The organism is Hominimerdicola alba, from assembly GCF_900112155.1.
Lineage (GTDB): Bacteria > Bacillota > Clostridia > Oscillospirales > Ruminococcaceae > Hominimerdicola > Hominimerdicola alba_D.
Genome location: NZ_FOKQ01000042.1, coordinates 1 through 26493, shown reverse-complemented (window position 1 = coordinate 26493; position 26493 = coordinate 1). Strand labels below are relative to the sequence as shown.

Below are 26493 nucleotides of genomic sequence, written 5' to 3'. Positions count from 1 at the left end.
TATGTCCCGTGTCGGGAGATGCATCGACAACGGACCAATGGAAGGCTGGTGGGGTATCCTGAAGTCCGAGATGTACTATCTTCGCAAGTTTACGGATAAAACTGAGCTGATCTCGACGATAGAGGAATACATCACCTATTACAACACAAGGCGTTACCAGATCAAACTGAGCAGCATGACACCTATGGAATACCATGAAGCTTATGCTGCGTGACCAGTCGGTGCTTGCCAATTGTTAACAACAAAGCAGCCTGCACAAATTGCACAGACTGCTTTTGGTCACTACATAGAATATTTTTGTTTTTACGCTGTCTACTTGACAGGGGGCGGGTCAATCTGAGACAGCCTTATCTTGTTATATGAAATCTATTCGCCGCCGGAGCATTATTCAGTTATGCCGCCCTCGGGGAAAGTCAGGCTTGCTGCGAGATCGTTGATATATCCCACGAACAGCTCCTGTGTTGCTTCCTTGTTGTCTTCGCTGAGCATATCTGCTATCTTCTCGCCGAGCTTTACAGCATCTCCGAGCTCGCCCTCGCTCAATGCGCTGTCAGAGTCAAGGGACATATGCAGGCAGTGGTTGTCGTCTACCTGAATATCTGCGTCAACAGTAATATTGCCTACGCCGCTGGATATCTTTATCTTGCCGGGCTTGCCTGCAAATGTGCAGTCAGCGTATTCACCGCCGCCCATAACGCCGAAATGATCCATACCGTCAACAGTGTAGGTGAAGAAGTCATAGCCGATACCGTCAGCAACGAACGATGTCTGTGCGGATATGCTGTTGCAGTTCATGTATATTTTCTGCTCCATATCGACATCTTTGCCTGCTACGGTAGCCTTGTTCTTGCAGGTTATGCCCTCGCCTGTTCCTATCTGGAAAGTGTCGCCGCTCTTCAGACCTGAGTCGTCAGCTTCGAGTTTAAGACTCTTTGCAAAGGTATCAACGATAAGATCAACGTCCTCCTGCTTGCCTGATTCCAGCTGAGGTATAAATTGTGCTTCAAGTATATACTTGCCATCGAGGTAATCTCCGCCGACAAATATTATATTTATGCGCTTGCCGTAGCTGCCGTCCTCGACCCATTCATAGGTGTCGTATGCAGAGCCGATATCTACCTTTTCGTAGTTTTTATAATCGAGGTCTTTGTTTACGATAGCTTCAGCGTGCTTGGCGCTCAGGATACGTACATTATAGCTTGCGCTTATAGCAGCTGCATAGTACTCGGGGTCGGGATAAGTGAAGCTTCCCGAAGCTCTGTAAGCATCCTCTGTCTGAGTTGCTTCCGTGGTCTCAAAGCCCTCGATGTTTGCAACGTCGAAGTTTGCTGTGATGTTCAGCACATTGTTCTTGAACTCCTTGTGCACCACATTTTCATTCAGCGGCTCAGCGGGAGCTTCAGTGGTGGTTGTTTCGTCAGCAGCGGCATCGTCGGGCTTGTCCTCGTTGGAAGCAGCTGTTGTAGTGTCTTCGGCCTTTGTGGTCGTTTCCTTGGTATCCGAAGAACCTGTATCTCCGCAGGAAACCATTCCCAGACCCATTACAAGTGCCAGTGCAAGTGCAGCATATTTCTTCATAGATTATCGCTCCTTTATGTAGTAATAGTATACAGCGTGTCTGAACGCAACAAATTTTATACATAATATTATAACAGAATGTTTGGTATTTGTCAACAATAAATCTGATTTTTAGGACTGAGTTCATTTTATGGTTATCACGTATATGCTCATATCATTGAAAACAGCTCAGATTTTTTTACCTTACTGTTTTACTCTTTGCAAAAAGAAAAGGACTGCCGCGCAGCAGTCCCGTTATCTCCGAGCGTGATGCCCGATTTTCATTTTTATATTTCAGTCGATCGTCTGTCGATATGATCTTTCAGCATCATCAGCTCTTCCATTACGATGCAGTGCTTAAAGGTGTTCTCGCGCACACGTCTAACACATTCATCAAAGTCGATCCAAAGTACACTGTCAACTTCTTCTATTTGCAGCTCAAATCCGCTTTCGTCAGTATCAAGCCATAGTGCAAAAACCTTGGATACCTGCCTGTCATGAAATTCCTTGCCAAAGAATTCATCATCAGATCGGATATGCCTGATGCCGCAGTAATGCAGCTGTTCGGCGGTCGCTGTTACGCTGAGTTCCTCTTCTAGCTCTCGCAGAGCAGAGGGGATAAAGTCCACCCCGGCAGGGATATGTCCTGCGCTTGAAATATCGTAACAGCCCGGAAAAGAACTTTTGTCATCGGCACGTTTCTGAAGAAGCACCTGCACCCTGCCGTCCTTTTCTCTCAGTATCCAGACATGAGACGTGCGGTGCAGTATGCCTTTGAGATGCGCAGTCTCGCGGTCAATAGTCTCTCCTGTGGGTATTCCGTTTTCGTCAACAATATCAAGTATTTCTGCCATGATTTCTCCTTTACTGATCTATAGTGTCATTTGATGTTTTTAGCTGCTATGAAAAATCAGGATTTGGACAACTGTTTTATGAACGATCGCTTTGCCGATGGTTTATTTGTTTGAGGTACGTCTTCATGAGAAACAATGGCTTCTAAGTCGATCGGAGTTTTTTCAACAATAACTTCTACATCACTTTTTTTGACCCTCATATTATATGTATATTTATCGCATCGGTCAAATCCAAGCTTTTTGGCAATTTCACAATCACCAATCCATGATTCATACTCATCTCCGATTTCACCGGCAATACCCCCACTTTATAGCCTTTATATTCCGCAAATGATGATAATTTATACATCTCTGTAAGTTCTGAAGAATCTACTGGTTTAGAATATTTACCTAAAATGTATCTATCAATATATGTATCATCAATTTCACTTTCAGAATTGGGATACAGATATATTTGATCTTTTTCGTCTATACCTATGCGATGAACTTCACCCTTGTATACTCCATATCTTCCATCAATCATTTAGAGATTAATGAGTGATCTATACCTGCAAATTCAAGGCAAAACGTATTATTGAATCCGTGTATTTTTCAGATTCTTCAAACCATGACAGATGCGCACAGCCGTTGAATGTTTCTAAAATTCCGTTTTGAGCTTTTTTAATGAAATGCTTTCTTTCATATTCACCGCAGGTCATATCGTATTCGCCGACGATTAGAAGCTGAGGGCTGGAAATATCGGAAATGTAAGGCAGGTAACTCTCATAAAAGTCCGCTGAGTCAAAGAGTCTTTGCCTGAAAGTGACAAACCTGCTCCAGCACTCTTCGGGAACCATCGGGTCTTCGATATGATCGTTGATATAGGCATTGTAACTTTCGGGGTCTATCACATGACAATTGCGGCGGACTTCTTCGTTTATATCTATAGTCATTGCCTTTTCAAAGGCTGTTTTCGCAGATATACCATCCTGCAGTATCCCTTTGCAAAGCTCTGTCTGCTCGGTATTACTTGTCTTTTCAAAACACGGGAGCGTGGCTTCCGCAATCGCTCTTGCAGTGTGCAGGGCGCTCCACATCGGGTTGTCGTAAATAACGGCATCTGTGCTGTCGGGATATTTGTGAGCATAAATGAGAGCAAGCATTCCACCAAAGGAATGTCCAAGAGGTATCCAGCTATTTATGCCGAGAACGATACGCATTTGTTCCGTCATTTCGACAAGGTTATTTACGGTCAGCTTTTCGTCATCAGCAATAGCGTCAGAGCGGAATACTCCGTACTGGTCAAAGCTGATTACGTGGCAATACTCGCTCAGCTTCTTCGCCTGATAGGAATATGTAAGACAGCTCTCGCCCGGACCACCATGCAGATAGACGATAGTCGGCTTATTATCGGCACCATATTCTTCAAAGTAAATTTGCTTGCCGCAGACGTTTATGTATGGCATGGTGGTTTTCCTTTCTTTTATAAAGGTATATATCGATTATACCATATAGTGCAGTGTTAGTCAATTGTGAGACGTAATGCACCGCCTTGTTGTTGCCGACAGCAAGACAGTTCGATATTTCTATAGGAAATTGAGCATGAAACTTAACCAAAAGCATCTTGACCGAATAATTTTACAAAATCTGCGCAAACTATTCCCACAAAAACCAAGAACGGAGGAACAAAATGAAAGCAACAGGAATAGTAAGACGCATAGACGACCTCGGCAGGGTGGTCATACCAAAAGAGATTCGCAGGACTATGAGGATACGTGAGGGCGACCCCCTAGAGATCTACACCAACCCCGACGGCGAGGTGATTTTCAAAAAATACTCCCCGATAAATGAGCTCTCAGATGGCGCGTTGCAGGCGGCTGAGGTCATATCTAAATTGGGCGGTGCGCCCGCTGTCATCTTCGATAAAGACCATGTTGTGGCAGTTTCGGGGGTGCCGAAAAAGGAGTACTCACAGCGCAGACTTTCTCAGGCACTGGAGGATATGCTGGAATCCCGACGCGGATATGAGTATCGCAGCGGTTCGGAGGAATTTCATCCCGTGGAAGGCGTAAATACCCATGCCCTTGCAGTCGCGCCAATAATCTCGGATGGTGATATCACAGGCGCAGTAGCCTTTCTTGGCGGCAAGGATAATAGCCATGTCACCGATGATCAGGCTATGCTTTGTAAAGCCGCCGCCATGTTCCTCGGCAAACAGATCGAACAGTAATCAACAGCATCGGCATAACAATGTTGAAAAAGTCGCGCCATAGTATACCGGTTCATCCGCCGAAATACTATGGCGCTTTGTTGACAATAAAATGCCCCGAGGCGCTTTGATCGCTTCGGGGTGATTTTTTATCGAAGTTTTCAGGCTTTCTCAACTTCTACAACTTTCAGCCGACCCTCGGATACCTTGAACCGAACTTCCATACCCGCATAGCCGAAACCGTATACCCTTTCGGGATCGTCCTGATATGCAGGACGAGGATCCTGCGCCAGCAGAGCTTTCAGCGCAGCCCGCTTGCTTTCGGGGACTTTCTCCAGAAGTTCGGCAGGGAAGTCAACTTCCAGCGAATACCCAGCCTTTTCAGCCGCAAATCCGCCTGTGGCTTCGGGGCGGCAGTCGGCAAGAGGGAGATAAGGCTTGATGTCCAGGATCGGCGTGCCGTCCATCAGATCGGCACCGCCCACCCTCAGGGCAAGTCCGCAGTCCGCCGTTTTTTCTACTCCCAGCAGTTTAACGCACGAAAGTCCGATGGCATTCGGTCGAAAAGGGGAGCGCGTTGCAAATACGCCCATTCGCTTGTTGCCCCCCAACCTAGGCGGACGTACCGTGGGCGACCAGCTGTCCCGCTTAGCTTCGGAAAACTCCCATATCAGCCACAGGTGTGAGAACCCCTCTATCCCCCGAAGTGCCTCGGGTTCGCGGTATTTCGGCTCAAATACAACCAGACCTTCCAGTTCTTCCACCAGCCCGCTCTGTCGCGGAAGCCCGAATTTCGTGGGCAGATCGGTGTGTATCCTTGCAATTATCTCCATGTGAAGTCCTCCTGTAAGCCGATTTTCTAACCTTAATTATACCACACCGCGGGACTTTCGTCAATCCGCTGACTTATTTGCAGTCGTCAACAGGTCTTCCGCAGAACTCAGCCATAGCGCGTATCTTCTCCATCACAGCCTTGAAATGCTCGGGTGTCAGGGACTGTGCACCGTCACTGCGGGCGTGCTCGGGGTCAATGTGGACTTCAATCTCCAAAGCGTGACAGCCCATAGCCACCGCACCCAGAGAACAAGGCTCGATCAGCGAAGCGATACCCGTCGCATGGCTTGGGTCAACTGTTATCGGCAGATGTGTTTTCTGCTTCAGCAGAGGAACGCAGGCAAGGTCGAGGGTGTTGCGGGTGGCAGTCTCAAAGGTGCGGATACCGCGCTCGCAGAGAATCACCTGACTGTTGCCCTCGCTCATGATGTACTCAGCGGACATCAGCAGCTCCTGCAAAGTTCCCGAAAGTCCTCTTTTCAGCAGTATCGGCTTGTTCAGCCTGCCCAGAGCTTTCAGCAGAGTGAAGTTCTGGGAATTTCTGGCGCCCACCTGAATGATATCCACATCATCGAAAAGGTCGATGTCACTGACGTCCATTATCTCAGTAACTATGGGCAGACCTGTTTCGGCGCGGGCTTTTTTCAGGATATCGATGCCCTCCTTGCCGAGCCCCTGGAAAGCATAAGGGGAAGTTCTTGGCTTGAAAGCACCGCCCCTCAGCATGGTAGCACCTGCTTCCTTAACGGCGATAGCGGTCTTGATGGTCTGCTCCTCAGTCTCCACCGAGCAGGGACCTGCGATGACCTGCAATCGGTCGCCGCCCAGCTTTCTTCCGCGGACATCTATCACAGTGTCAAGTGGGTGGAAACGCCTGTTTGCGTTCTTGTAAGGCTCCTGAACACGCTTTACTACCTCAACGATCTCCTTAGCCTGCACCGATTCGATATCCACAGCGGTGGTATCTCCGATAAGTCCGATGATCTTTGAGTGTACGCCCTCCACCAGATTTGACTTTACATTGAACTTGGTCAGCCACTCCATGAGCTCCTCGATCTGCTTTTTGTTGGCGCTGTCCTTTAATACGATTACCATTTTCGATTCCTCCTGTAAAATACTTGAAATTTCTTGAATATATTGTCAGAAAAACTGTATCAAAAAAACCGTGCTTCGTAATACGAAAGCACGGTCTGTGACCTAAAAGGGATATATTGTCAGCCCATACACTGCTGTACACCCGTCCGCATTGCTTTCATACCACGACAAATAAGCTTCTCGCCAAAAAATCGGCTAAAGCTAAAGAAGTATGTAAAGACTGCGAATATGGTAATAAGAGTCATTACGGGTCAACCTTTCGTGTTTTTCTTGTCAGCGTGATGTCACGCTCACTTACAAAATTATATCCATATTATACGCTATTGACCTGAGATTGTCAATAACAGGAAAGATAGATTTACATTTTGTTAACATTATTGCCTGTCATAATAAGCCTTGCCTTTGTCGGGCTTGAAGTACGTCCGCAGATATCCGTCCTTTGAAACTATGACAAACTCATTGGTTTCTTCGATGTAGTAGACATCGTCGCCGTCTTCTTTCTCGGTCTTGTGGAGAGCTGTGGGGTTGTTCACAACGTCCGATGCCGCCTTGCGGTAATCGTCAGCATTTGCAAAGCCCATGTCGATGCCGTGCTTTTCGTAGTGCTGATCACGCTGTTTCTTCGTTCTGAACCAGTACTCGGTGTATTCGCCGTCCTCGCTGACACTATCAGCGCTTACTGCGGCTTCCGTTACAGCAGCAGATGATACTTCCGCTTCCTCACTTTCGGATGAACTATCATCCTGCAAAACGATCTTCTCGGTTTTATCTACAGTTTCGGAGGAACTGCTGTCCTCGATTATCAGATCGTATAGGGATTCATCTTTTGTATCCTTAGCCCTGCCGCAGCCTGTAACCGTGAATACCACAGCAAGAACCGTCAGCAGGCAAAATATCCTGTATCTCATCTTTGCACCTCCCAATACGATTATACACCAACTCAGCAAATAAGTCAACAAAAAACGGCAGAGTCATAAGACTCTGCCGTAATGTTTGCTATTTAATTGACTTTAAGTCGCTTAAATTACTTTCTCTTCTTGGAGATAACTACCAGAGCAGCAGCAGATGCAGCCAGAGCTACAGCAGCGGTGGAAGCAGCACCAGTGTTGGTGTTGGATGTTGTACCGTTAGTAGCCTTGGAAGAAGTGTTAGTAGTAGCCTTGGAAGACTCGCTGGTAGAAGTAGACTCGCTGGAAGAAGTGGAGCTTACAGAGTCAGCAGTAGAAGAAGACTCAGGAGCTACAGCAGACTCAGGAGCAGACTCAGTAGCAGCAGCAACAGTTACAGATGCAGGAGTAGTTGTCCATGCAGCCTGACCATCGCCGTAGTCATAGTTAGCAAGGTTGCCCTTGGTGTCGATTGTGATAACGTCGCCCTCTTCGCCTGCCTTAACAGTCAGAGTACCGATCTTTGTGCCGCTGGGAACAGTAGCATCCTTGAAATCTGTATCAACAGCCATGATCTGATAATCATCGTTGCCGAGAGCCTTGAAGTCTTCGGTTGCAGTCAGAGTGAAATCATAATCATCGAAGCCCAGATCAGCCATTGTAGCATCGTCAAATGTGAAACCAGTGATCTCACCCTTATCAGAAGTGAAGTTGAACTGGATACCGGACAGCTGAATGCTGCTGGTGAGGTATACGTCGAAAGAAGCCTCTTTACCAGCCTCTGCAGTTGCAGGAGCCTTGATCTCCAGAGAAGCAGTAACGTCAGAAGCTACAGCAGTATCAGCTGCAGACTCAGTTGCTGTGTCATTAGCCTCTGCGAATACTGAAGGAGCGAAGCTAGCCATCAGAGCTGCAGATGCGAGCATTGCAAATAACTTTTTGTTCATCATAAAAAATTCCTCCCAAAATTAATAATTTAATTTTTTATTGTTTAATCATACCCATTCAATGTAAACCGCCACACAGAAACAAAGCCTGTCCCGCGGGAACAAAGTATGGCTATATAATTAACTCGGTGTTTTTAATTATAATACAGATATAGATACTATTGTTGAACATTTTGTTAACATTGTATTAACTTTAGTCCATACAAGTCTTTTCAGCAGCTGCTTCAATAGTATTTACAACGGTATTATAAGCCAAACAGAACGTCTCCTGTTCGGATTTGTCCACATTATATCACACTTTGCAGCATATGTCAATAGCAATTTAACAATAATATTTACCTTCTCGGTTTATATTTTTTAGTATAATCACTATAAATTTCTATAAAATTTGGTCAAATCTTTATATTAGATTATTTCAAATAGCAATAATTGACTTTCTGCATAAGATATCTGCTGCACCCGTCGGCTGCCGCATCAATGTATAATACAGGCGTTTATAATAAAAATTCCCTCACCGACTGAGTGAGGGAATTAAGTTGGGGCGGAAGGATTCGAACCTTCGGAGTGACGGAGTCAGAGTCCGTTGCCTTACCGCTTGGCGACGCCCCAGTATGGTTGGGATAGATGGATTCGAACCATCGAATGACGGAGTCAAAGTCCGTTGCCTTACCGCTTGGCTATACCCCAGTTAGTCGATATTCGATCATCTTTACTGTCTTTTCCCTGACAGCTTAATTATTATAGCACACCTTTTCGGAAATTGCAAGTGTTTTCATAAATTGTTTACAATCTAATTTCTTTTTTGTAATACGTATACTATTTTAAAGGGGACATATTTTCTTACGGCTGTTCGCCGATATTTCTGAAAAAAATTTTGAAATATAAGAATATTTAGCTATTTTCGTCTTGACTTCAAGACTTTGATGTGCTATTATAATATCAGATAAAATTTCTGAAAGGACGTGTAGAAGTATGTTTAAGAAATTTATGACTGAATTCAAGGAATTCGCACTCAAGGGCAACGTAATGGATATGGCGATCGGTGTCATCATCGGCGGCGCTTTCAGCACTATCGTGACTTCACTGACTGACAACTTCATCAACCCCCTAATCGGACTTATCACAGGCGGTGCGAAGAAAGATCCTGAAACAGATCAGATTATTGTTGCAGCTGGTAAATGGTCACCAAAGGAAGGTGTTGAGTTTGACTACGGTGCTTTTATTTCCTCGGTGGTTAACTTCCTTATTATTGCCCTCATTCTTTTTCTGCTACTCAAGGCTATTAACAAGGCTATGACTATTGGTAAGAAGAAAGAGAAAGAAGAGGAAGCTGCTGCTGAGCCTTCTGCTGAGGAGAAGCTGCTGACAGAGATCCGCGATCTGCTGACCGCCGGTGCTACTCCCGAAGCTCTTGCAAAGATCGAAGCTGCAAAGGCTGACGCAGCCAAGGAATAATTTCTGTTTTCAAAAGCTGTCCTTCGGGACAGCTTTTTTTGTTGACAAAACGTCAACAACGGAGTATAATCATAGTATCTCATTTAAAAAGGAAGTCTTATACATGAAATTTTTGAAACGCTGCTGGGCTGAGATAGATATGTCCGCAGTGGGATACAATATTACCGAATATACTAAGCTTTTGCCGAAAGATACCGAGCTTATGTGTGTGGTCAAAGCCTCATGCTACGGTCATGGCGATGACCTTATCGTGCCTCTTTTGCAGAAAAAATACGGCGTGAAGTATTTCGCTGTTTCAAATCTTATCGAGGGCATACGCCTGCGTGATATGGGCATTAAGGGCGATATCCTCATTCTCGGCTATACTCCACCCGAATTCGCTCGCGAGCTTGCTTCATACGATATAATACAGGCTTGTACCGAGCTTTCCTACGCTCAGGCACTCAGTGCCAACGCAAGCGAAACTGTGCGGTTGCATGGCGCCGTAGATACAGGTATGACCCGCATAGGCGTCCACGGCACGGCTGAAGAACAGGCAGATGAACTGGCTGAGATCTCAAAACTGCCAAATATCGCCCTTGAAGGCATATTCACCCACTTTTCTTCTGCTGACGGTATCCACGAATCCGATGATGAATACACCCGTATGCAGTCGGAGAGATTCTTCCTCGTGAAAGAGCTTCTTGAAGCTAAGGGCGTAAAGCTGAAACACGCTCATATCAAAAATTCAGCAGGCGGCGCATACGGCTACGGAGAGGGAAGTACTCTGGCGCGACTGGGCATAATCCTCTACGGACTTTATCCCGACCCCGCCAAGCTCCTGCCTTTTGAGCCAAAGCCTGTCATGACCCTGAAAGCTATCGTTTCTCAGGTGAAATGGATAGACGATGGCACAGCAGTCAGCTACGGCAGAACTTTCGTCAGCGATAAGCGCATAAAGCTAGCTACCGTCACCGCAGGATATGCCGACGGGTACCCCAGAGCGCTTTCCAATAAGGGTGAAGTCATTATCCGCGGCAAAAAATGCCGTATCTGTGGCAGAGTATGTATGGACCAGTTCATGTGCGACGTTACGGATATCCCGGATGTCACGGTCGGTGACGAAGTAATACTGATGAATTCCGAGATAAATGCTGATACTATAGCCGCCCTTACAGGCACTATCGGATACGAAGTCACCTGCGATATAACCTCCCGCGTGCCCCGTATCCCTGTTAACGGATAAACCAAAATCCACCGAGAAGAATTGCTCCTCGGTGGATTTTTTATGCGCAAAAAAAGCGCCGCCCATCGGCAGCGCCTTTCACGGGAATGACCCGAAATTAACATTATCAGTTAAATCAGAACTGTTCCTCTTTCATCTTTGCAAAGCACTCGCTGCAGTAAACAGGTCTGTCCTCACGGGGCTTGAAGGGGATAGTAGCCTCGCCGCCGCAAGCTGCACATACAGCTGTGAAGGTCTGTCTTTCAGCTCTGCCTGCCTGCTTTCTAGCATCTCTGCAGGTCTTGCATCTCTGGGGCTCATTGGTGAAGCCTTTCTCAGCATAGAACTCCTGCTCGCCGGCAGTAAAGATGAACTCGTTTCCGCACTCTTTGCAAACTAATGTCTTGTCCTCGTACATTTTCTCTTACCTCGATCTTAAAAATAGTAATTGTCCCGCTGCCGACGGATTCGCACCGTCACGATCGTGTCCGCTCACCGTGAGCAGCGCAGCGTTATCTGAAAAATCCACGCAGTTTTTTTCTGACCCTCTGCATGGTATTATTGACAGATTTCTCGCTTGTATCAAGCTTGTCAGCTATCTGTCTGTAAGAATGTCCCGCCAGAAAAAGCTGCAGCACCTGCCATTCGCGCTCGGAAAGTTCATCGGCTATACGGTCATAGAGACCGTCATGCTCGGCTTTCGCTATCACCGCATTTTCGGGGATATCCTCATCGCTGCCGCTGATATCTTCCTCGATCTCCTCGGTGGATATCCTTTCCTCGCCGCTGTATCTGCTGTCTTTCATAATATATGAAAGCATACTGTGCCTTATGCAGACCCCCGCATACGCCGCAAAACCAGCCCCTCTGTCAGGACGGTAGCTGTTCACCGCACGCAACAGCGACATCATGCCCTCCTGCACCAGGTCTTTGATGATCTGTTCACGACCCGACCTCGGCGCAAGACCCGAAGCGATATGTTCGGCTGTGCCCATATACCTGTATAAAAGCGCACTCAGCGCAGCCTTGTCACTTCCCGAGAGCTTTGCAAGCTCTTCATCGCTAAACTTTTCGTAATCCTTAAACATGACTGCTATACACCTGCGAACCGCCTTATACTGTGGTACATTCCAACGTAAACATATCATAACATTTTCTACACAATAAGTCAAGAGAATGAATTAAATTATTTTTTGTTTTTGAATTTTTTGTAACAACGTACATATTTAGCTCAAAAATATTGGCAATATACACCACAGGAAAAATGACAATTATCAAAAAAAGTCTGCGTTTTCGGCAGACTTTTCGTTTTGCTGTTGGATTTTAGCGGGGCATGCGCTTGCTGTACAAGTGTTGAGAACATATTTTTAATGATAAAATACTTTGATAGTAGATATCTTATCATCTATATTATGCATAACTATCCAGAAATGCTCAGTACGAAAACTAATTAAACCAGACTCTCCTTTATCCGAGAAATCTTCACCCATTATCTCTTTGACATCAGAAAATGGTGTACCTATAGTTACTCCATTGATACTGAATGGGATATCAGGGCAATCTTCCCTAACATTATGTGAGGTTTCGGATTCACAAGCTTCAAAATAAATGGAACTAATCTTGTTGGATTCCTCTTTAGCGACTTGCCCGACATTATAACCGCAGTAGTTGAGTTCATATGTTGCACTGCCTTTTTCTTCTAATTCCTTGTCACTTTCTTCATCAGGCACAATCTCAAACCCATCACCAAGATCATCTTCTGTGCATGGCAGTTCCAGATTTTTGCCGTTGATGTAGATAACATCTTTGATGGTTTCGTCTGTCCACCCGCCCTCGGGTACAGGCACAGGGTCGGGCATGGATACCGTGCTTGCGGTGCTTTGCGTTTCAGCGGCGGAAGAAGCTGTGCTTTCTGCCTTTTCTGCTTTTTCGGGTTTGTCAGTCTTTTCCTAATTTGCGCAAGCTGATGCGCATATCATCATGAGGGCTGTAAGTGCTACAGCTGTATATTTGAATTTCATTTTATTTTCCTTTCTGCTCATTATGCCAAATTTGTACAGCGTAGTTTGTATATATCTTACAAACTGACTTATTATATCATGCCCCGTTATCAATGTCAATCGCTCAGCAGACTATACTATAATAATTTACTTAATATCAATAATCGGATAATTAATTTCAGCAATTTTGGAACAGCTGTTTTTTTGCCTATATATGCCCCTTCCCGCCCATAAGTTTTGGTAAAAAAACTATTGCAAACAGACCGCTGTTGTGATATAATAAAATCTGTATGCGATACGTTAATTATATTAAAAAATATATAAAGGAAAGGAAAATTCTCAGATGTTCAAAAGCAAACTAAGTCCGCCCGAGGGCAAGGGGAGAGAAAAATATCTTCTGCTCTTCATACTAGCCTTTGTGGGCATGATGATAGGCTTCCTGCCTGCGATGATACGCAATCACGGAATATTTATGTATTACGGCGATTTCAACTCGCAGCAGCTGATGTTCTACAAGCACGCACAGCAGATGGTCAAGGAGGGCAATCTCGGCTGGGACTGGGGTACCGACCTCGGTTCGGGATTTGTCAGCACCTATTCGTTCTACCTGCTGGGCTCGCCGTTTTTCTGGCTGACTACCCTGTTCCCCGTGGGCGCGACGGTATATCTTATGCCCTGGCTGCTCGCCATAAAAACAGGCGTTGCAGGTATGTGTGCCTATGCCTATCTCCGCAGATTCATCACCAATAAGAACTGCGCTGTCATCGGCGGACTGCTCTACGCTTTTTCGGGCTTCCAGACGTACAATATATTCTTCAACCACTTCCACGATGCGACTGCATTTTTCCCCTTGCTTCTTCTTGCCTTTGAACTTCTGGTTCAGGAAAACAAAAAGGGCGCATTCGCTATTGCGGTAGCCATCACCGCTACTATCAGCTACTTCTTCTTTGTCAGCGCGGTGGTATTCACAGTTATCTATTTCTTCCTCAGATGCATCGAAAAAGACTTCGATATCACCCTCAAGAAGTTCGTATACCTCGGCGTTGAGGCTGTTATCGGTCTTGCAATGTCCTGCATCATACTTCTGCCCTCGGTTCTGATGGTTATGAACAACTACCGTGTAAACGAGCGCATGGTAGGTCTTGACTACATCCTATATAACGACAAGGCGCGTATCGCCAGAATATTCCAGGCATTTTTCACACTTTCCGATATGCCTGCCCGCGTTAATATCTTTGATGTTGACAGCGCAAGATGGGCATCTCTGGCAGGATATCTGCCCCTGTTCTCCATGTGCGGTGTTATCGCCTATATGCGTACCCGCAAAAAGCGTGACTGGCTGGGCTGGTCTGTGATAGTATTCGTTATTATGGCTTGCGTGCCTATACTCAACTCCGCTTTCATGCTGTTCAATTCATCTTACTATGCAAGATGGTACTATCACCCCATACTGATATTCGCACTGATGACTGCAAAGGTGCTGGAGGAAGACCCCGACCAGCTGAAAAAGGGCTTCCTGCCCACAGCTATCGCAGGTATCGGCTTCCTTGCAGTGGGACTTCTCCCCAAGTACGAGGGCAAGGAGATAGTTTACGGCAAGCTGGCACAGTATCCCGAACTTTACTATATCCAGGTAGGCGTTACCGTTGGTATGATAGTTGCACTCTGTGCGCTGATATACTATATCCCCCGCGGAAAGAGATTCACAACAGTTGCAGTCGGCATGACAGCTGTTGCCTGTGTGGTATGCAATTCCTCCGAAGTATGGTACGGCGTAAAGCAGGGCAACGATAATGCAGATTATATCGCAAGAGCCATAAATGGCGGCAAGAATATCGATACCGCCAAGCTGGATGCTGAATTTGCATACGGCGGTGAGGACAGTGATTTCTACCGTATAGATACTTCCGACAGTGTTGATAACTGGTGTATGTTCTGGGATCTTTCTTCAATGAGATGCTTCCACAGCTGTGTCGATCCCGCTATCATGGATTTCTATGCAGAACTGGATCAGCAGAGAGACGTGGCTACCCGTATGGAACCAGAGTACTACCCCCTCAGATCACTGAATTCCGTAAGATATTACTTCGATGAACTCACCGATAAGCAGAGAAGCGGCGAGACCGAAAACCCCAAGTCCGAGACCGTTCCAAAGCTTCTGGGCTTCAAGTATATCGATACCATGAATGGTTTCAATATCTATGAGAACGAGAACTATATCCCCATGGGCTTTGCCTTTGATTATTATACCGATGATGAAGCCATAAAGGATCAGGATAAGCTTGAAAAGACTATAATGCTCACCAAAGCCCTTGTCCTTGAAGGCAACCAGGCTGCGGTATATTCCGATTATATCAAGCCCTACGAGTTCACTGATGACGAACTCACATACCACAACTATATCAATAACTGCGCTGAAAGAAAAGCGGAGAGCTGCTACTATTTCCGCCACGATACCAACGGCTTCACAGGCAAGATAAAGCTGGAAGAACCCAAGCTGGTATATTTCAGTGTACCCTATGAGAAGGGCTGGTCAGCTAAGGTAAACGGCGAAGATGTCAAGGTTGAGAAAGTTAACTACGGCATGATGGCAGTACTTGTACCCGCAGGCGACAGCGAGATAGTGTTCAGCTATTCCGCAGACGGTCAGAAAAAGGGCATCGCCCTGACAATATTCGGCTTCGTGGCACTTGCAGGATATCTTGTTTACCGCAAGTTCTTCGACAAGGACGATAAGGCTGATAAGGTCGAAAAGAAAACAGCAGAAGCTGAAGCAGAGTGATTTGGGAGGTACGTATGTATCAGAAGGAAAAAGAACTTTCCTCAGAACAGATATTTGACGGCGTTGTTGTCAAGCTTTTCCGTGATGAGATAGAGCTTGAAGACGGCAGCAGGGGAGTGCGGGAGTTCATCAAGCACCCCGGCGGAGTATGTATCGCTGCGGTGGATGAAGATGAACAGCTCTATATGGTGGAGCAGTTCCGCTATCCCTTTGGGAAAGTCCTGACAGAAGTTCCCGCGGGCAAGCTGGAATTCGGAGAAGACCCCGAAGAATGCGGCAGACGCGAGCTCAAAGAAGAAGTCGGCGCCACCGCCGACAGCTTTGAATATCTGGGCTGTATATACCCCACGGTTGCCTATGATACCGAGATAATCTATATGTTCCTCGCCAGAGGTCTCCACTTCGGTGAACAGCACCTGGACGACGGCGAGTTCCTTGATGTGAAAAAAGTACCGCTGAAAGAAGCTTTCCGCATGGTGATGGATAACCGGCTCCCCGATGCCAAAACACAGATGGCAGTCCTGAAAGCTTATATGAAACTCCACGGCAGTGAGGTCTGATAATGAGTAAGAAAACTAAGAAAAAGGCTAAAAACAAAACTCTTCCCCATAACGGTCATATCATAACAGCGGCAGTGTTCCTGATACTTGTCTTCGGTATGACTTCGGCAGGGGTGATCAGCCCCGACAGGAAATTCTCCGAGATGGAGAACCGCTCTCTTCAGCAGGTGCCCGAATTCACCGCCGAAAGGCTGAAAAAAGGGGATTTCACCAAGGATATCGAAAACTATATGTCCGACCAGATATTTCTGAAAGACGAGCTGGTCACTTTGAAGACCTCAGCAGATACCGTACTGGGCAAAAGTTTCCACAACGGCGTGTATCTCGCAGATGACGGCTATTATATACAGGATTATCATGAGGATACCGCAAGGGTGGATATGAATATATCTTCCCTGAATTCCTTTGCCGAAAGCCTTGACAGCGATATCCCCGTGACGTTCCTGCTTGTCCCCAACGCTTCCTGTGTGCTGAAAGATAAGCTGCCCTCGGTGAATAAATGCGAAGACCAGCATGCAACAGCCGAGCATATCCGCGAGACTCTTTCAGAACGCATAACCCTTGCTTACCCCGAGGAAGCACTGAGATCGGAGGGCGGGAACTGTTACTACCGCACCGACCACCACTGGACTTCTCTGGGCGCAGAACTGGGATATTCCGTCCTCAGACAGACTATGGGTTTGCCCGCAGTAAACAGTTTTGAAAAAAACACCCGTGAACTCAAAGATTTCTACGGTACTCTCTACTCGAAAGCGCCGTCTTCCTGGGCAAAAAGCGATACCATCGAACTCGTGACCTACGAGGGCAACGATATCACCGTGAAATACGTTTCACGTGGCGGCGACCACGCTGTTCCCGCAGAATGTAAAGAAGTTGACGGTATACCCGCCAAGCAGGGTCTTTTTGTAAAAGCACCCGAATCCACCAAGGATAAATACGCATCTATAATGGGCGGAAATTTCGCACTCTGCGAGATAGAGACGAGTGCGCCGTCTGATGAAAGAGTGCTCCTGCTGAAGGACAGCTACGCAAATGCTGTTCTGCCCGAACTCTGTAACCAGTTCAGTCATATAAGCATGATCGACCTGAGATACTACCACTTCGAGGAAGAAACTGTATCCGAGTACGTGAAAAGCCATGATATCGACCGTGTGATATGCATTTATAATATCGACTTTGTAAACTCCGACAGCAACTTCGGATATCTGGAATAGAAGCGGCAAATAAGCGTAAACTGCCAAGGAATAGAGCTTTACCTGGATAGCACAAAAGAAGTAATCTATCCATACTAAAACAATTAATACAGACGATACAGCGTATCAACAGCCACATCTTCGGATATGGCTGTTTTTTATAACTGTTATAACCCAAAAGTACTCACCCACCGACTGCTGCTTCCGCTTACGTGTAGCAAGAATAAATAGGCAAAAAAAGACAGCCACATAAGCGGCTGTCAGTGATAGTAAATGCGATGTTAAATTTTACTGTCCTTCGTGGAAGAAAGAAGGAAGAGCATCATAAACGTAATGTCTTACATAGCCCCACCAGTGTGTTTTGCCTGATGCTACAAGGAAGTAGAAATTACCCTTGGAGAAATCAGAAGTATAAACGAACTGGCTCATCTTCTTCATTTCATTGATCTGGGGATTAACGTTAGGATAAGCGATATCGTCAGAACCTGTTGCTGCAAAGATGAAGTACTCGTTCTTCTGCAGACCGGATTTGTCTACTGCATTAGCAATGGATTTAGCCTTGTCGTATGCAGAGTTGCCGTTCCAGTGGTCGCCGCTGAGAGGCATGAAGTAGCCAACGATGTCGAGGCAGTTCTCAAGCACAGCCCATGTGGAAACTGAACCCATAGAGAATCCGCCGTATGCTCTGTGCATTCTTGATGCCTTGAGTGAAGACTGTGAAGTATTTCCGCCTGCATATGTTGAATATTTGCCCTCTACGAAAGGTACTACGCTCTGACGGAATTCGTTGTAGAATTTGCCTGCCTCAGTCTTGTTGAATGTAGGTGTAACAACGATAAGAGGCTCCATTTCGCCGTTCATGATCATGTGGTCGAAGAGATTCTGCATCATTGTATCGTCCTGATAGAACAGAGTATTCTCGTTCTCTCCGCCGCCGTGCATCAGGTAGAAGATGTTGTACTTCTTGTTGCTGTCATAGCCGTAAGGCAGATATACGTTAAGTGAGTTATAACCGTTGATACCGTTGTAGGATTCCTTTACTACCTTACCTGCCTGCGAGCAGCTGTTGAAATAGTAGCTGGGAGCTTCCTTGAACTGCATATTTGATGTGTAGTTATAAGCCGGTGTCTGGGTCTGCGTGTTGTTACCGCCGTTGTTGCCGCCATTGTTACCACCGTTGTTGCTGCCGTTGTTTGTGTAAACAGGTGTGCGGTACTGAATGTTGTTGTAGGATCTGGTGATTACTACTACGTAGCTGTCCAGAGCGCCTGCTGTATCCCACTTGCCGTTTACTCTTGCAGCGATAGCTACTCTGTAGCTCATGTTAGGAGTAAGACCCTTGGGTGTAGTGTAGGAAGTTCCGGAAATGTTGGAATCCTGAACTCTCCACTTGCCTGCCAGATAAACTGCGATGCCGTACTTGTCAGCGCCACTTACAGCGTCCCAGGTGAATCTCATTTGGTTGTACTGGCTGCTGTACTGCATCTTAACATTTGAAGGAACAGTTGCGCTTGTACCGCCTGTACTTGTGCCGGAAGCGGAAGTGCCGGAAGCAACATAGCCCTTGTTTGCGATTATAGCTCTGTCAACATAGATGTCGCAGAGGCTGTCGGGAGCTTCAACATACATCTTTACATTAGATGCGCCCGAAGGAATTGTGAAGTTAGTGTTCTCAAGCTTGGACCACTTGCCTGCTGTGCAGGTGCCCTCAGCTATCTGAGTGTAATTTGTGGTACCGTTCTGATCATACTGCATGGTCAGCTGAACAGTTGTGCTCTCGGTAGGATTTACCATAGCGCTGAAGCTGTAAGCACTGCCGGGCTTGAAAGTAGATGTGTTGAGTTCTACCTCACCGCCGTTCCAGTTATCAGTTCTGCCGCTTACATACAGGGACTTGTTGCCCTCATAAGCCTTGGAAGAAGATGATGTTACACTTGCAGAACCTCTGCTTGACCAGGAATTGGTGCCGTTCTCGAATGTAGCGGAGTACAGTGTACCCTCGATCTCCGGCTCATCCTGCTCATCCGGATAGGGATTGGGGTTAGTGCCTTCATACATCTTCAGGTTAACGTCAGCCTGACCGTCGGACTCCCAACCTTCAACGTTGAAAGCTACTTCGTACAGGTTGCCCATCTTCAGACCCTTGGATTCCCATGCCTTGAAATGCTCAGAAACACTGATGGTACCCTTGGTTCTAAGGTTCTGACGGATGCTGATATACTGTGTGAAATTCTTGTTGCCTTCGATGGTGTAGGAATTTCTTGCACTTGTGTAGATCTTGTATTCACTGCCGTCGATAGTAACGGAACCCTTGTACTGTGCAGAGGAATCCTGTGCAGGAGACCAGTTCTTCCAGTCTTCAATGATGTAGTACTCTACCAGAGGATTCTGAGCCCAGCCGTAGATACAGATTCTGGAGTTACCAGAACTACCTGCGTACCAGCTGCAGTCGTAATCACAGTAGAAATCACCGTAATCTTTGTATGTCTTAGGGTTATTCAGACCCCAGTACAGACCACGGCGAGCAAGGAAGTTACCTCTTGAACCGTTAGGGCCACACTTCCATGATGTGCTGAAACCGCCGTCATTGTCGTGCAGTGTCATAGTAGAAGAGTTAGGGGTATCTGCCTGCCAGATCTCGTGATGGTAATCATTGTACCAGCCGACTTCCTGTGTGTGCGAAGGGCTTGTTGTCAGTACCTTAGCAGCAGATGCAGTAACTGATGATATAATAGGTGAAACCATCAGTATACCGGCAACAAAAGCACTTGTTATGCGCTTTGAAACGGATTTCTTCATAAACCAATTACCTCTCTTTCTAAAAAATCAAAACTATAAATAGATACTTAAATGATACGGCAATATTGACCCTCTCGTTTCAATATTAAATTCCGTATTATTTAATTATATTTTATAATTTTTTAGTTATTGAATCTAATCAAATTTTGCTCATTATCATTCGGGTGATACCAAAAATTGTGATTTTCACCTTCCGTGCACTATTTGTTTACTTTTTAAATTATAATTATCTTAAATCTTTTAATCGTTAATAAGATAAGCATTTAAAGTGCAAAAGCCCTGAATCACGTGGATACATAAAATCAACAGTATAGAAATTTTATATTCGCAAATATGGATAAATCAGACATTAATGCAAATAAAGCTCAGCATTTTCGCGCTAATATTGGTAAGTTTGAAATTGTAACATTATGCACAAAGTTTTAGTTGATTTTTCGTTAAATGTAATTTTCACCGACTTCTTTTTCACTTTCATATAACCATATTTACAAAAGAAAAAAACGCGCTACGAGCTGAATTCGGTTCGGGAGTACAAGATCGGTCATACTAAATATATATTAAAAACGTACTTCGACCTTGAATGTGGTGAGTCACTCGAAGATCTGCTTCGGAGATTGGTTTTCAAAAGAGATTTGCAAAGCGATGTCGTTCTGACGACATAAATAACCGAAGTAACAGCGGGTCATTTCACGCTGATATTGACGTTTTCATCATAGCATGGTATACTATTGGACGAGACCGATCAATGATCGGTCAATATATCCAAAAAGAGGTGCCGATATGAAATTCTTATGCAAATGCGGATACAGTATACATGATACTACAGACTCTCTCTCCTACAAGGGAACTTTGATAGCAGATCAGGATATGAACGAATTCTGGGATATTATCGATAAAGCGGAACAGCCTCACGATAAAAAGACAGATATTTTTTTGGAGCTGGAGAAGCTTATGCAACGGAATGTCTATCAGTGTCATTCGTGCGGAAGGGTATTCATCGAGGATCAGGCGAATAAATACAAGCTTGTGATGTTCACGCCGTGCACAGATGGAACACCCGAGCCGGATGTCAGCAGGAAGTTTTTCAACTCGTCGCACATGGAAAACTGGAAAGGATATCTTCACGCAGACTGGAGAGATGAAAAGCCCGAATGGTGCGAGCATCACGGCGAGATATACCCTATTCTCAATATCAATATCGAAAACACCGAATTTGATGACTACGAAGCCTTTGAAAAGCGCTTTTATGAGCTTTTTGAGCATCTGAAAGGGCTTGACCTCATCACGGATGCGAGCCTCACGATCAACGGCAAAAGGGTGTTTGAATGGAAGCACGGCAAAGAAAAATAGCAGCAAAAGACCGTTGGGAGTTCAGCGGACAGTTTTTTATATTCCGAATGACAGGAAAGCTGATGTACATCAGTTTTCCGCAATCGGCAAAATAAACGATACCCGAAAACGGGTTTATCTCGTTCGTCTTCTGCTGACGTCTGCGATTGTTTCTGATTTCCTGAACCAAATCGAAGTCTTGCTGGCTTATTATCGGCTCATGAGTATTCTCGAAAATCATTCGGTCTTCAACCGAATTTGTCAGTGTTTATGGCACTTGTATGACTTCTGCCTAGTCTTGAAGTTCACTGTTTTACCGAGATACTCCTGTCGTTCCAGTATGCCCACCACCGACTTGAAGTTCCAGCGGTAGGGTTTCTCACAGGTTATCTCACCTGTTAATCTCGGCTCGTTGTAGGGCATTCGGTCGGAGTATCTTCTCATCAGTCAGTATATTTGCTATTTTACTCGGACCATATCCCTCAATGCACAAGCGAAATATCTTCCTGACAACAGGCGTGGTTTCCTCATCAATCAACCTCTGGTCTTTGTCATGTTCTTACTTCTTGTACCCGTAAGGTTCGATCGGAGAAAGCGGCTTGCCTGACATTCCTTTAGCCTTGAATACTGCTTTGATCTTCTTGCTTGTGTCCTTAGCGTAAAAATCGTTGAACACATTTCTGAAGACCGTCATATCATTTTCGGACTTTTGCGTGTCCACACTATCGTTGATGGCTATATAGCGCACATCATGGTCGGGAAATATCATCTCGATGTATTGACCTGTCATGAGATAGTCACGTCCAAGTCTGCTGAGGTCTTTTGTTATGACCGTACCTATCTTTCCGTTTTCCATATCTTTGACCATTCGCTGAAAGTTTGGTCTGTCGAAGTTAGTCCCCGACCAGCCGTCATCGACATAAAACGTGGTGTTGTAAAAATCATTCCTCTTCAAACAGAAGTTTGCGGTCATTCCATGAACGTTCCTTTTGTGTGAATCCATTCTTGTCCACGCGGCGGGTGGTCAGCAGAATATGCACATGAGGATTTCCATCACCCTTGTCATGGATAGCAAAATCACAGCACATTCCTTTGCTAACAAAACATTGCTCGCAAAACTGTCTGACCAGATCGATCTGATCTTCTCTTGACAGTTCTCTTGGCAACGCTGCATTTATGCTCCGAGCGGTTTGGGAATTCTTGCGCTTTTCAGCGGCTTCGGCTGTGTTCCAAAGTTTAGCTCTGTTGCTGTATTCGGGTGGCGCAGATTTCGGAAGCCATATCTCTTTGTGGACGACTTCATGCTTGTTTCGGTAATCGTGGATCTTACCATCACGCTCATTCTTGATTTTCTCGCCTGCGATGTATGCAGCACTTGCTACACAACTGCCCCCACTCGTTCTAGTGACCATCTTAACATTGAAATGATATATTGCGGCTCTCTACCTTCTTTCGGTTTGGATCAACCTCGATATGTACATACGTTCGATTGTATAATAGATTATAGCACAGATGTTCTTGCTTGTCAATAGATATGAGTACATTCAAATGGACAGAAAATATCCCCTATGAAATCGATCATAGGGGATTTTTTTATTATCTTGCAACACCAAGAAGTTGCATAAGCCTTTCTTCACGCAGATATTCGCTATGTCCTTCCAGCCATCTGCGTGAAGTCTCGCTTTCGATGTATTTGAGATATTCTGTCAAAATTACCAGCTTCCTTTAGTCTGTTATCCCTACCACATCGTTATAAAGCACCGTTACACGTTGTTCGGGAATATCCAAATCCGTATGAAAATGCCCGCAGTACCATTTCTTGTAGGTCACTCGTCTTAAAACTTCATTGAGAAAATCTGCTGTCCTGCATGGGGACAGCTTGCTCGAAAACATGGGTATCTGCGCAATTATGCTTTTGGGCAGAGTATGCGTCACAATGAGATCGACTTTATTATCATGTCTTCCGAGATTTTCAAGAGCGGTTTCGATCTCGTCATCGCTTGCTTCTTCTTTGCTCCACCAGCTGAGACCCTCTATCCTCCAGCCTCTATCCGTGCTTGCCGCACCGCCGAATGTGAATATCTTCCTGTCTTCTATGGTGTAGACCTCGCCCCGCATCAGGTGGATAACATTCGGTGCATGAGGATGTACCTGCACCTTTCCGCCAAACATCTCAGTGACCTCCTGTTCGCTCCACCAGTCATGATTATCGTGGTTGCCATCAATGAATAGCACGTTGTAAGGCTTTTCACGCAGATATTTTATCCAATGGCTGTACTCACCGACTTCACCTTTTGATGCTTCATATTCCTCAATATCACTCGGCAGAAACGGCAGACCAAAGTCTCCCGCGATGATAAGTTTATCGTCCGAAGTAAGTCTTGCAGTATCAAGCTTACCCATATCCGCACCGCAGTGGGTGTCTCCTGTCAGATATATCATTTTTTCACCTCAGATCTATCTTTTCCAGCGCATCATACAGCTTCCTGAAAACCAGCTGATTGGGGTAACGCTTGAAATCCGCGAACACCCATATACCGTCATGGTAGAAATGCTGGCGGATAGCCGCCGCACAGCCTGCGCTCCTGCTTTGCCCGTATTCACACTGACAGATGATATCCCTGCCGCTGTTGTATGCTTCAACTACGAACCTCGCCATGTCTTTGGCTTCTGAGAAATAAGTATCGTAATCATAGCCCCTGTCGCCCAGCACATCAAGGTCGAGATCGTCAAGCTCGCTGTAAAAAACAGTGTCGCACACTTTGCTGTAATCAATGTGGGTGTAGCTCTTGTTGATATGCTTTATGGCGGGGTCATAAAAGCTGATGACCGCTGTATTTTCGGGAAATTTTCCCTCTGCAATAAGTGCTTCGGCTTCTTCGCGGGAATATATGGTAACGTGCATATCGAGCCTTGTCTTCCTCGATGCAAGACGGCGAAACCTCGCTTTTGCAGTCGCGCAGGTCTGAGCTACCCAATGACTCTCCGTATCAAGCATTTCGGATATCTCCCAGCTAGTCATACCCAAACCGATATTCAGGTAAAGCATTTCCTGGAATCTGTCGGACAGCGTGCTGATTACCTGTGAAATCCGCTCTGCTGAAAGCGGTTCGGGAGCGTTGATAAATTTGTTGAGTTTTGCCGCGTATTCATTTGAAATTTTCATGCAAAAACTCCTTTCTGTTCGGTCAAAAAACATCGGTGTAACAGCGATAATGCCTGCTGTTGTCGTACTTTACTGTCACATCTCCGATCAGCCTGAACTTAATCTTGATGACCTCAATATACTCCTGCCCGATATGCGGACTCATGTAGATGACCGCTTTTCCCTTGCCCGAAAGCTCCACGCGACCCCGCGGGTAGTAGTCAAATGGCTTACGGCAGCCTTTCGGGCGGACGATATCCCAGAGCAGTTTGTGATTATAGGTGTCCCCGGATTTAGCAGTACCATCGGGATACGAGCCATCAAAGGGGAATGCCACCAGTTCACCATCGATCAGCCAGAATACACCTTTGTACATCAGCCTCAGTTCATCCCCTCAATGCTGACCCCCAGATAATCCGCCAGCTCGCCCCAGCGTTTACACTCCTTAACTTCAAGCATACACATCTTGAACATCAGCGCCATTCTCTCTTTGAAAATGGGGTGAACATTCAGCTCGTTGCAGAGATCAAAAAATCCTTCGCCGCACACAAGTGTGTCTTTCTGCACTACCATAACGGATATGAGGGGCAGACCCATGGCGTGGCAGTGCTTTGAAAGCTCGCCGATATGTGCGCCCACATCGTGCCCGGGAGCGCGGAGCGGTATCCCCGTAAGTCGGGATACCTCGCTGTAAGTGATCCTGTACTGACCTCTCGCGATACATTCAAGCAGTACCTTGCCGCAGTTGATCTGAGCTTTTGTCAAAGGCTTGAGTTCCATAGCATTTCCTCCTGTTTAGTTGAAGTCTTGGTGTCTGTTGTTCTTTGTTGTCATTATTATAGCATACGGCATGAGGAGAAAAACGGATATGTGTGAGAGGGTGTAAAATATCCCCGACGGGTGGGTCGGGGATATTTTATAGTAATCAATTATCTACATACTTTTTAATTACTTCATTGATTTGGGCTGCTCCCATATTGACATATAAATCATAGTTCATTTTTATATTATCCCAATACTCTTTAATAGTGTTACTATATTCTGCCCAAACAAAAAAGTCTAAAATTAAATTAGATATCTTTTGGTTATCATTATTGACATACTTCAAACTACTATCCTTATCCAAAAATGCTCTTATATTATTCTGTAAATCAATATACTCATCATAGTCCATATTACTCCAACCATTAGGTTTACAGTCTATCTTAGCTGTATCTCTGCACCATGAGAGTACATTATTATCTATCGGCGTATGGCAATAAGCAAAATAACGTTCATTAGCATCATCAAAAAGCAGAAAATGTTTAAAAGCAATATTGACAAGCTTTTGGGCTTTTCCATATTTTAATTCAATAGAAGTAGGTTTAAATATATCACAAATATGTTCACAAGTTTCATTATGCCATTCATTAAAGTCATCTTTATCAAGTGGGTCTGAGTGAAAATAATCATTAAATCTTTCTGCTACATCATTTAACATTTTATCTCTTATAGGGCGATTATCTTTATTTCCAATGCCAGGAAGGTTACGAGGTGTCATATCCTTATATGCAGGTCCAGTAACTATATCTCTGATATTCTCCTTAGTAAGTTTCTTATCGTACACAAAAGGAAATAATATACGATAAGTTTTTAAATCTTTCTCAGTCATAATTGAAACCTCC

General features: G+C 45.4%; 30 protein-coding genes and 2 tRNA genes. 8 read left to right on the top strand and 24 right to left on the bottom strand.

The genetic code is table 11. From position 1 onward, the window contains the following. Nucleotides 1-214 (top strand): IS3 family transposase (locus BM265_RS16525; protein WP_143098643.1); only part of this gene is annotated, 214 nt, incomplete at its 5' end. A 170-nt stretch (nucleotides 215-384) separates the two neighbouring features. On the opposite strand, the gene BM265_RS16520 is transcribed toward BM265_RS16525, so the two are convergent. From BM265_RS16520 to BM265_RS16505, 4 genes are all read right to left on the bottom strand, one after another. Then, nucleotides 385-1578 carry a hypothetical protein gene (locus BM265_RS16520; RefSeq protein ID WP_074963090.1) on the bottom strand — a complete coding sequence of 398 codons (1194 nt, stop codon included), beginning with the start codon at nucleotides 1576-1578 and terminating at the stop codon, nucleotides 385-387. A 266-nt stretch (nucleotides 1579-1844) separates the two neighbouring features. Continuing rightward, complete coding sequence (locus BM265_RS16515) at nucleotides 1845-2411, bottom strand: NUDIX hydrolase (RefSeq protein ID WP_074963089.1); 567 nt, start codon at nucleotides 2409-2411, stop codon at nucleotides 1845-1847. A 196-nt stretch (nucleotides 2412-2607) separates the two neighbouring features. Continuing rightward, the gene (locus tag BM265_RS16510) at nucleotides 2608-2934 is read right to left on the bottom strand and encodes a hypothetical protein (RefSeq protein ID WP_074963088.1); all 327 of its coding nucleotides are present in this window, start codon (nucleotides 2932-2934) and stop codon (nucleotides 2608-2610) included. A 19-nt stretch (nucleotides 2935-2953) separates the two neighbouring features. Next, nucleotides 2954-3856 carry an alpha/beta fold hydrolase gene (locus tag BM265_RS16505; RefSeq protein ID WP_074963087.1) on the bottom strand — a complete coding sequence of 301 codons (903 nt, stop codon included), beginning with the start codon at nucleotides 3854-3856 and terminating at the stop codon, nucleotides 2954-2956. Nucleotides 3857-4080: 224 nt separating this feature from the next. Here BM265_RS16505 and BM265_RS16500 point away from each other — a divergent pair, with 224 nt between their 5' ends. Continuing rightward, nucleotides 4081-4620 carry a stage V sporulation T C-terminal domain-containing protein gene (locus tag BM265_RS16500; RefSeq protein ID WP_074963086.1) on the top strand — a complete coding sequence of 180 codons (540 nt, stop codon included), beginning with the start codon at nucleotides 4081-4083 and terminating at the stop codon, nucleotides 4618-4620. A gap of 140 nt (nucleotides 4621-4760) precedes the next feature. Here the strand turns inward: BM265_RS16500 and tsaA are convergent, their stop codons facing one another. The 6 genes from tsaA to BM265_RS16470 form a co-directional block, all read right to left on the bottom strand. Next, complete coding sequence (gene tsaA, locus BM265_RS16495) at nucleotides 4761-5432, bottom strand: tRNA (N6-threonylcarbamoyladenosine(37)-N6)-methyltransferase TrmO (protein WP_074963085.1); 672 nt, start codon at nucleotides 5430-5432, stop codon at nucleotides 4761-4763. A gap of 73 nt (nucleotides 5433-5505) precedes the next feature. Beyond that, nucleotides 5506-6528 (bottom strand): 3-deoxy-7-phosphoheptulonate synthase, encoded by a 1023-nt coding sequence (gene aroF, locus BM265_RS16490; RefSeq protein WP_074963084.1) that lies wholly within the window; start codon nucleotides 6526-6528, stop codon nucleotides 5506-5508. Between the two features lie 374 nt (nucleotides 6529-6902). Beyond that, the gene (locus BM265_RS16485; protein WP_074963083.1) at nucleotides 6903-7436 is read right to left on the bottom strand and encodes a hypothetical protein; all 534 of its coding nucleotides are present in this window, start codon (nucleotides 7434-7436) and stop codon (nucleotides 6903-6905) included. A gap of 116 nt (nucleotides 7437-7552) precedes the next feature. Continuing rightward, on the bottom strand, nucleotides 7553-8365 hold the full coding sequence (locus tag BM265_RS16480) for a hypothetical protein (RefSeq protein WP_242940883.1): 813 nt from the start codon (nucleotides 8363-8365) through the stop codon (nucleotides 7553-7555). 533 nt (nucleotides 8366-8898) lie between these two features. Then, nucleotides 8899-8971 (bottom strand) — tRNA-Gln (locus BM265_RS16475). A 3-nt stretch (nucleotides 8972-8974) separates the two neighbouring features. Continuing rightward, nucleotides 8975-9049 (bottom strand) — tRNA-Gln (locus BM265_RS16470). A gap of 285 nt (nucleotides 9050-9334) precedes the next feature. On the opposite strand from BM265_RS16470, the gene mscL reads away from it, so the two are divergent. After that, entirely contained in the window at nucleotides 9335-9817 is a 483-nt protein-coding gene (gene mscL / locus BM265_RS16465; RefSeq protein ID WP_074963082.1) for a large conductance mechanosensitive channel protein MscL, read from the top strand. Between the two features lie 103 nt (nucleotides 9818-9920). Then, complete coding sequence (alr, locus tag BM265_RS16460) at nucleotides 9921-11042, top strand: alanine racemase (RefSeq protein WP_074963081.1); 1122 nt, start codon at nucleotides 9921-9923, stop codon at nucleotides 11040-11042. Nucleotides 11043-11157: 115 nt separating this feature from the next. On the opposite strand, the gene BM265_RS16455 is transcribed toward alr, so the two are convergent. The 3 genes from BM265_RS16455 to BM265_RS16445 form a co-directional block, all read right to left on the bottom strand. Further along, a complete protein-coding gene (locus BM265_RS16455) occupies nucleotides 11158-11439 on the bottom strand; it encodes a zinc-ribbon domain containing protein (protein ID WP_074963080.1) in 282 nt (93 codons plus the stop codon). A 94-nt stretch (nucleotides 11440-11533) separates the two neighbouring features. Then, nucleotides 11534-12109, bottom strand: coding sequence for a sigma-70 family RNA polymerase sigma factor (locus BM265_RS16450; RefSeq protein ID WP_074963079.1), 576 nt, complete (start codon nucleotides 12107-12109; stop codon nucleotides 11534-11536). A gap of 279 nt (nucleotides 12110-12388) precedes the next feature. After that, the gene (locus tag BM265_RS16445) at nucleotides 12389-12880 is read right to left on the bottom strand and encodes a hypothetical protein (RefSeq protein ID WP_074963078.1); all 492 of its coding nucleotides are present in this window, start codon (nucleotides 12878-12880) and stop codon (nucleotides 12389-12391) included. A 484-nt stretch (nucleotides 12881-13364) separates the two neighbouring features. Between BM265_RS16445 and BM265_RS16440 the strand changes: the two genes are divergently transcribed. From BM265_RS16440 to BM265_RS16430, 3 genes are read left to right on the top strand one after another with little or no spacing between them, the layout of a single operon-like run. Then, the gene (locus tag BM265_RS16440) at nucleotides 13365-15803 is read left to right on the top strand and encodes a YfhO family protein (RefSeq protein WP_074963077.1); all 2439 of its coding nucleotides are present in this window, start codon (nucleotides 13365-13367) and stop codon (nucleotides 15801-15803) included. A gap of 14 nt (nucleotides 15804-15817) precedes the next feature. Next, on the top strand, nucleotides 15818-16363 hold the full coding sequence (locus BM265_RS16435; RefSeq protein ID WP_074963076.1) for an NUDIX domain-containing protein: 546 nt from the start codon (nucleotides 15818-15820) through the stop codon (nucleotides 16361-16363). Nucleotides 16364-16365: 2 nt separating this feature from the next. Continuing rightward, complete coding sequence (locus BM265_RS16430) at nucleotides 16366-17577, top strand: DHHW family protein (RefSeq protein WP_074963075.1); 1212 nt, start codon at nucleotides 16366-16368, stop codon at nucleotides 17575-17577. A 267-nt stretch (nucleotides 17578-17844) separates the two neighbouring features. Here BM265_RS16430 and BM265_RS16425 read toward each other — a convergent pair whose 3' ends face one another. Further along, the gene (locus BM265_RS16425) at nucleotides 17845-20355 is read right to left on the bottom strand and encodes a glycoside hydrolase family 11 protein (protein WP_074963074.1); all 2511 of its coding nucleotides are present in this window, start codon (nucleotides 20353-20355) and stop codon (nucleotides 17845-17847) included. 780 nt (nucleotides 20356-21135) lie between these two features. On the opposite strand from BM265_RS16425, the gene BM265_RS16415 reads away from it, so the two are divergent. Beyond that, complete coding sequence (locus BM265_RS16415; RefSeq protein ID WP_074963073.1) at nucleotides 21136-21705, top strand: hypothetical protein; 570 nt, start codon at nucleotides 21136-21138, stop codon at nucleotides 21703-21705. On the opposite strand, the gene BM265_RS21035 is transcribed toward BM265_RS16415, so the two are convergent. The 10 genes from BM265_RS21035 to BM265_RS16375 all read right to left on the bottom strand — a co-directional run. Continuing rightward, on the bottom strand, nucleotides 21659-21925 hold the full coding sequence (locus BM265_RS21035) for a hypothetical protein (protein WP_431767996.1): 267 nt from the start codon (nucleotides 21923-21925) through the stop codon (nucleotides 21659-21661). The genes BM265_RS16415 and BM265_RS21035 overlap by 47 nt on opposite strands. Before the next feature lie 20 nt (nucleotides 21926-21945). Beyond that, nucleotides 21946-22128, bottom strand: coding sequence for a hypothetical protein (locus BM265_RS20770; protein ID WP_242940882.1), 183 nt, complete (start codon nucleotides 22126-22128; stop codon nucleotides 21946-21948). After that, nucleotides 22076-22222 carry a recombinase family protein gene (locus tag BM265_RS21030; protein WP_347500957.1) on the bottom strand — a complete coding sequence of 49 codons (147 nt, stop codon included), beginning with the start codon at nucleotides 22220-22222 and terminating at the stop codon, nucleotides 22076-22078. Before BM265_RS21030 ends, BM265_RS20770 begins: the two co-directional genes overlap by 53 nt. A gap of 21 nt (nucleotides 22223-22243) precedes the next feature. Further along, nucleotides 22244-22639, bottom strand: coding sequence for a recombinase family protein (locus tag BM265_RS20760; protein ID WP_242940881.1), 396 nt, complete (start codon nucleotides 22637-22639; stop codon nucleotides 22244-22246). Further along, nucleotides 22626-23117 (bottom strand): MobQ family relaxase, encoded by a 492-nt coding sequence (mobQ, locus tag BM265_RS16400; RefSeq protein WP_278288120.1) that lies wholly within the window; start codon nucleotides 23115-23117, stop codon nucleotides 22626-22628. The genes BM265_RS20760 and mobQ overlap by 14 nt, the downstream gene beginning before the upstream one ends. A gap of 292 nt (nucleotides 23118-23409) precedes the next feature. Continuing rightward, the gene (locus tag BM265_RS16395) at nucleotides 23410-24126 is read right to left on the bottom strand and encodes a metallophosphoesterase family protein (RefSeq protein WP_074963070.1); all 717 of its coding nucleotides are present in this window, start codon (nucleotides 24124-24126) and stop codon (nucleotides 23410-23412) included. A gap of 4 nt (nucleotides 24127-24130) precedes the next feature. Next, nucleotides 24131-24850: an RNA polymerase sigma factor sigma-70 region 4 domain-containing protein gene (locus BM265_RS20755; RefSeq protein ID WP_242940880.1), complete on the bottom strand. Its 720-nt coding sequence runs from the start codon at nucleotides 24848-24850 to the stop codon at nucleotides 24131-24133. A 22-nt stretch (nucleotides 24851-24872) separates the two neighbouring features. Next, complete coding sequence (locus BM265_RS16385) at nucleotides 24873-25205, bottom strand: hypothetical protein (protein ID WP_074963069.1); 333 nt, start codon at nucleotides 25203-25205, stop codon at nucleotides 24873-24875. Between the two features lie 5 nt (nucleotides 25206-25210). After that, nucleotides 25211-25609: a hypothetical protein gene (locus BM265_RS16380; protein ID WP_074963068.1), complete on the bottom strand. Its 399-nt coding sequence runs from the start codon at nucleotides 25607-25609 to the stop codon at nucleotides 25211-25213. A gap of 145 nt (nucleotides 25610-25754) precedes the next feature. Then, nucleotides 25755-26493, bottom strand: a 739-nt coding sequence (locus tag BM265_RS16375; RefSeq protein ID WP_074963067.1) for a hypothetical protein, incomplete at its 5' end; no start/stop codon positions are given.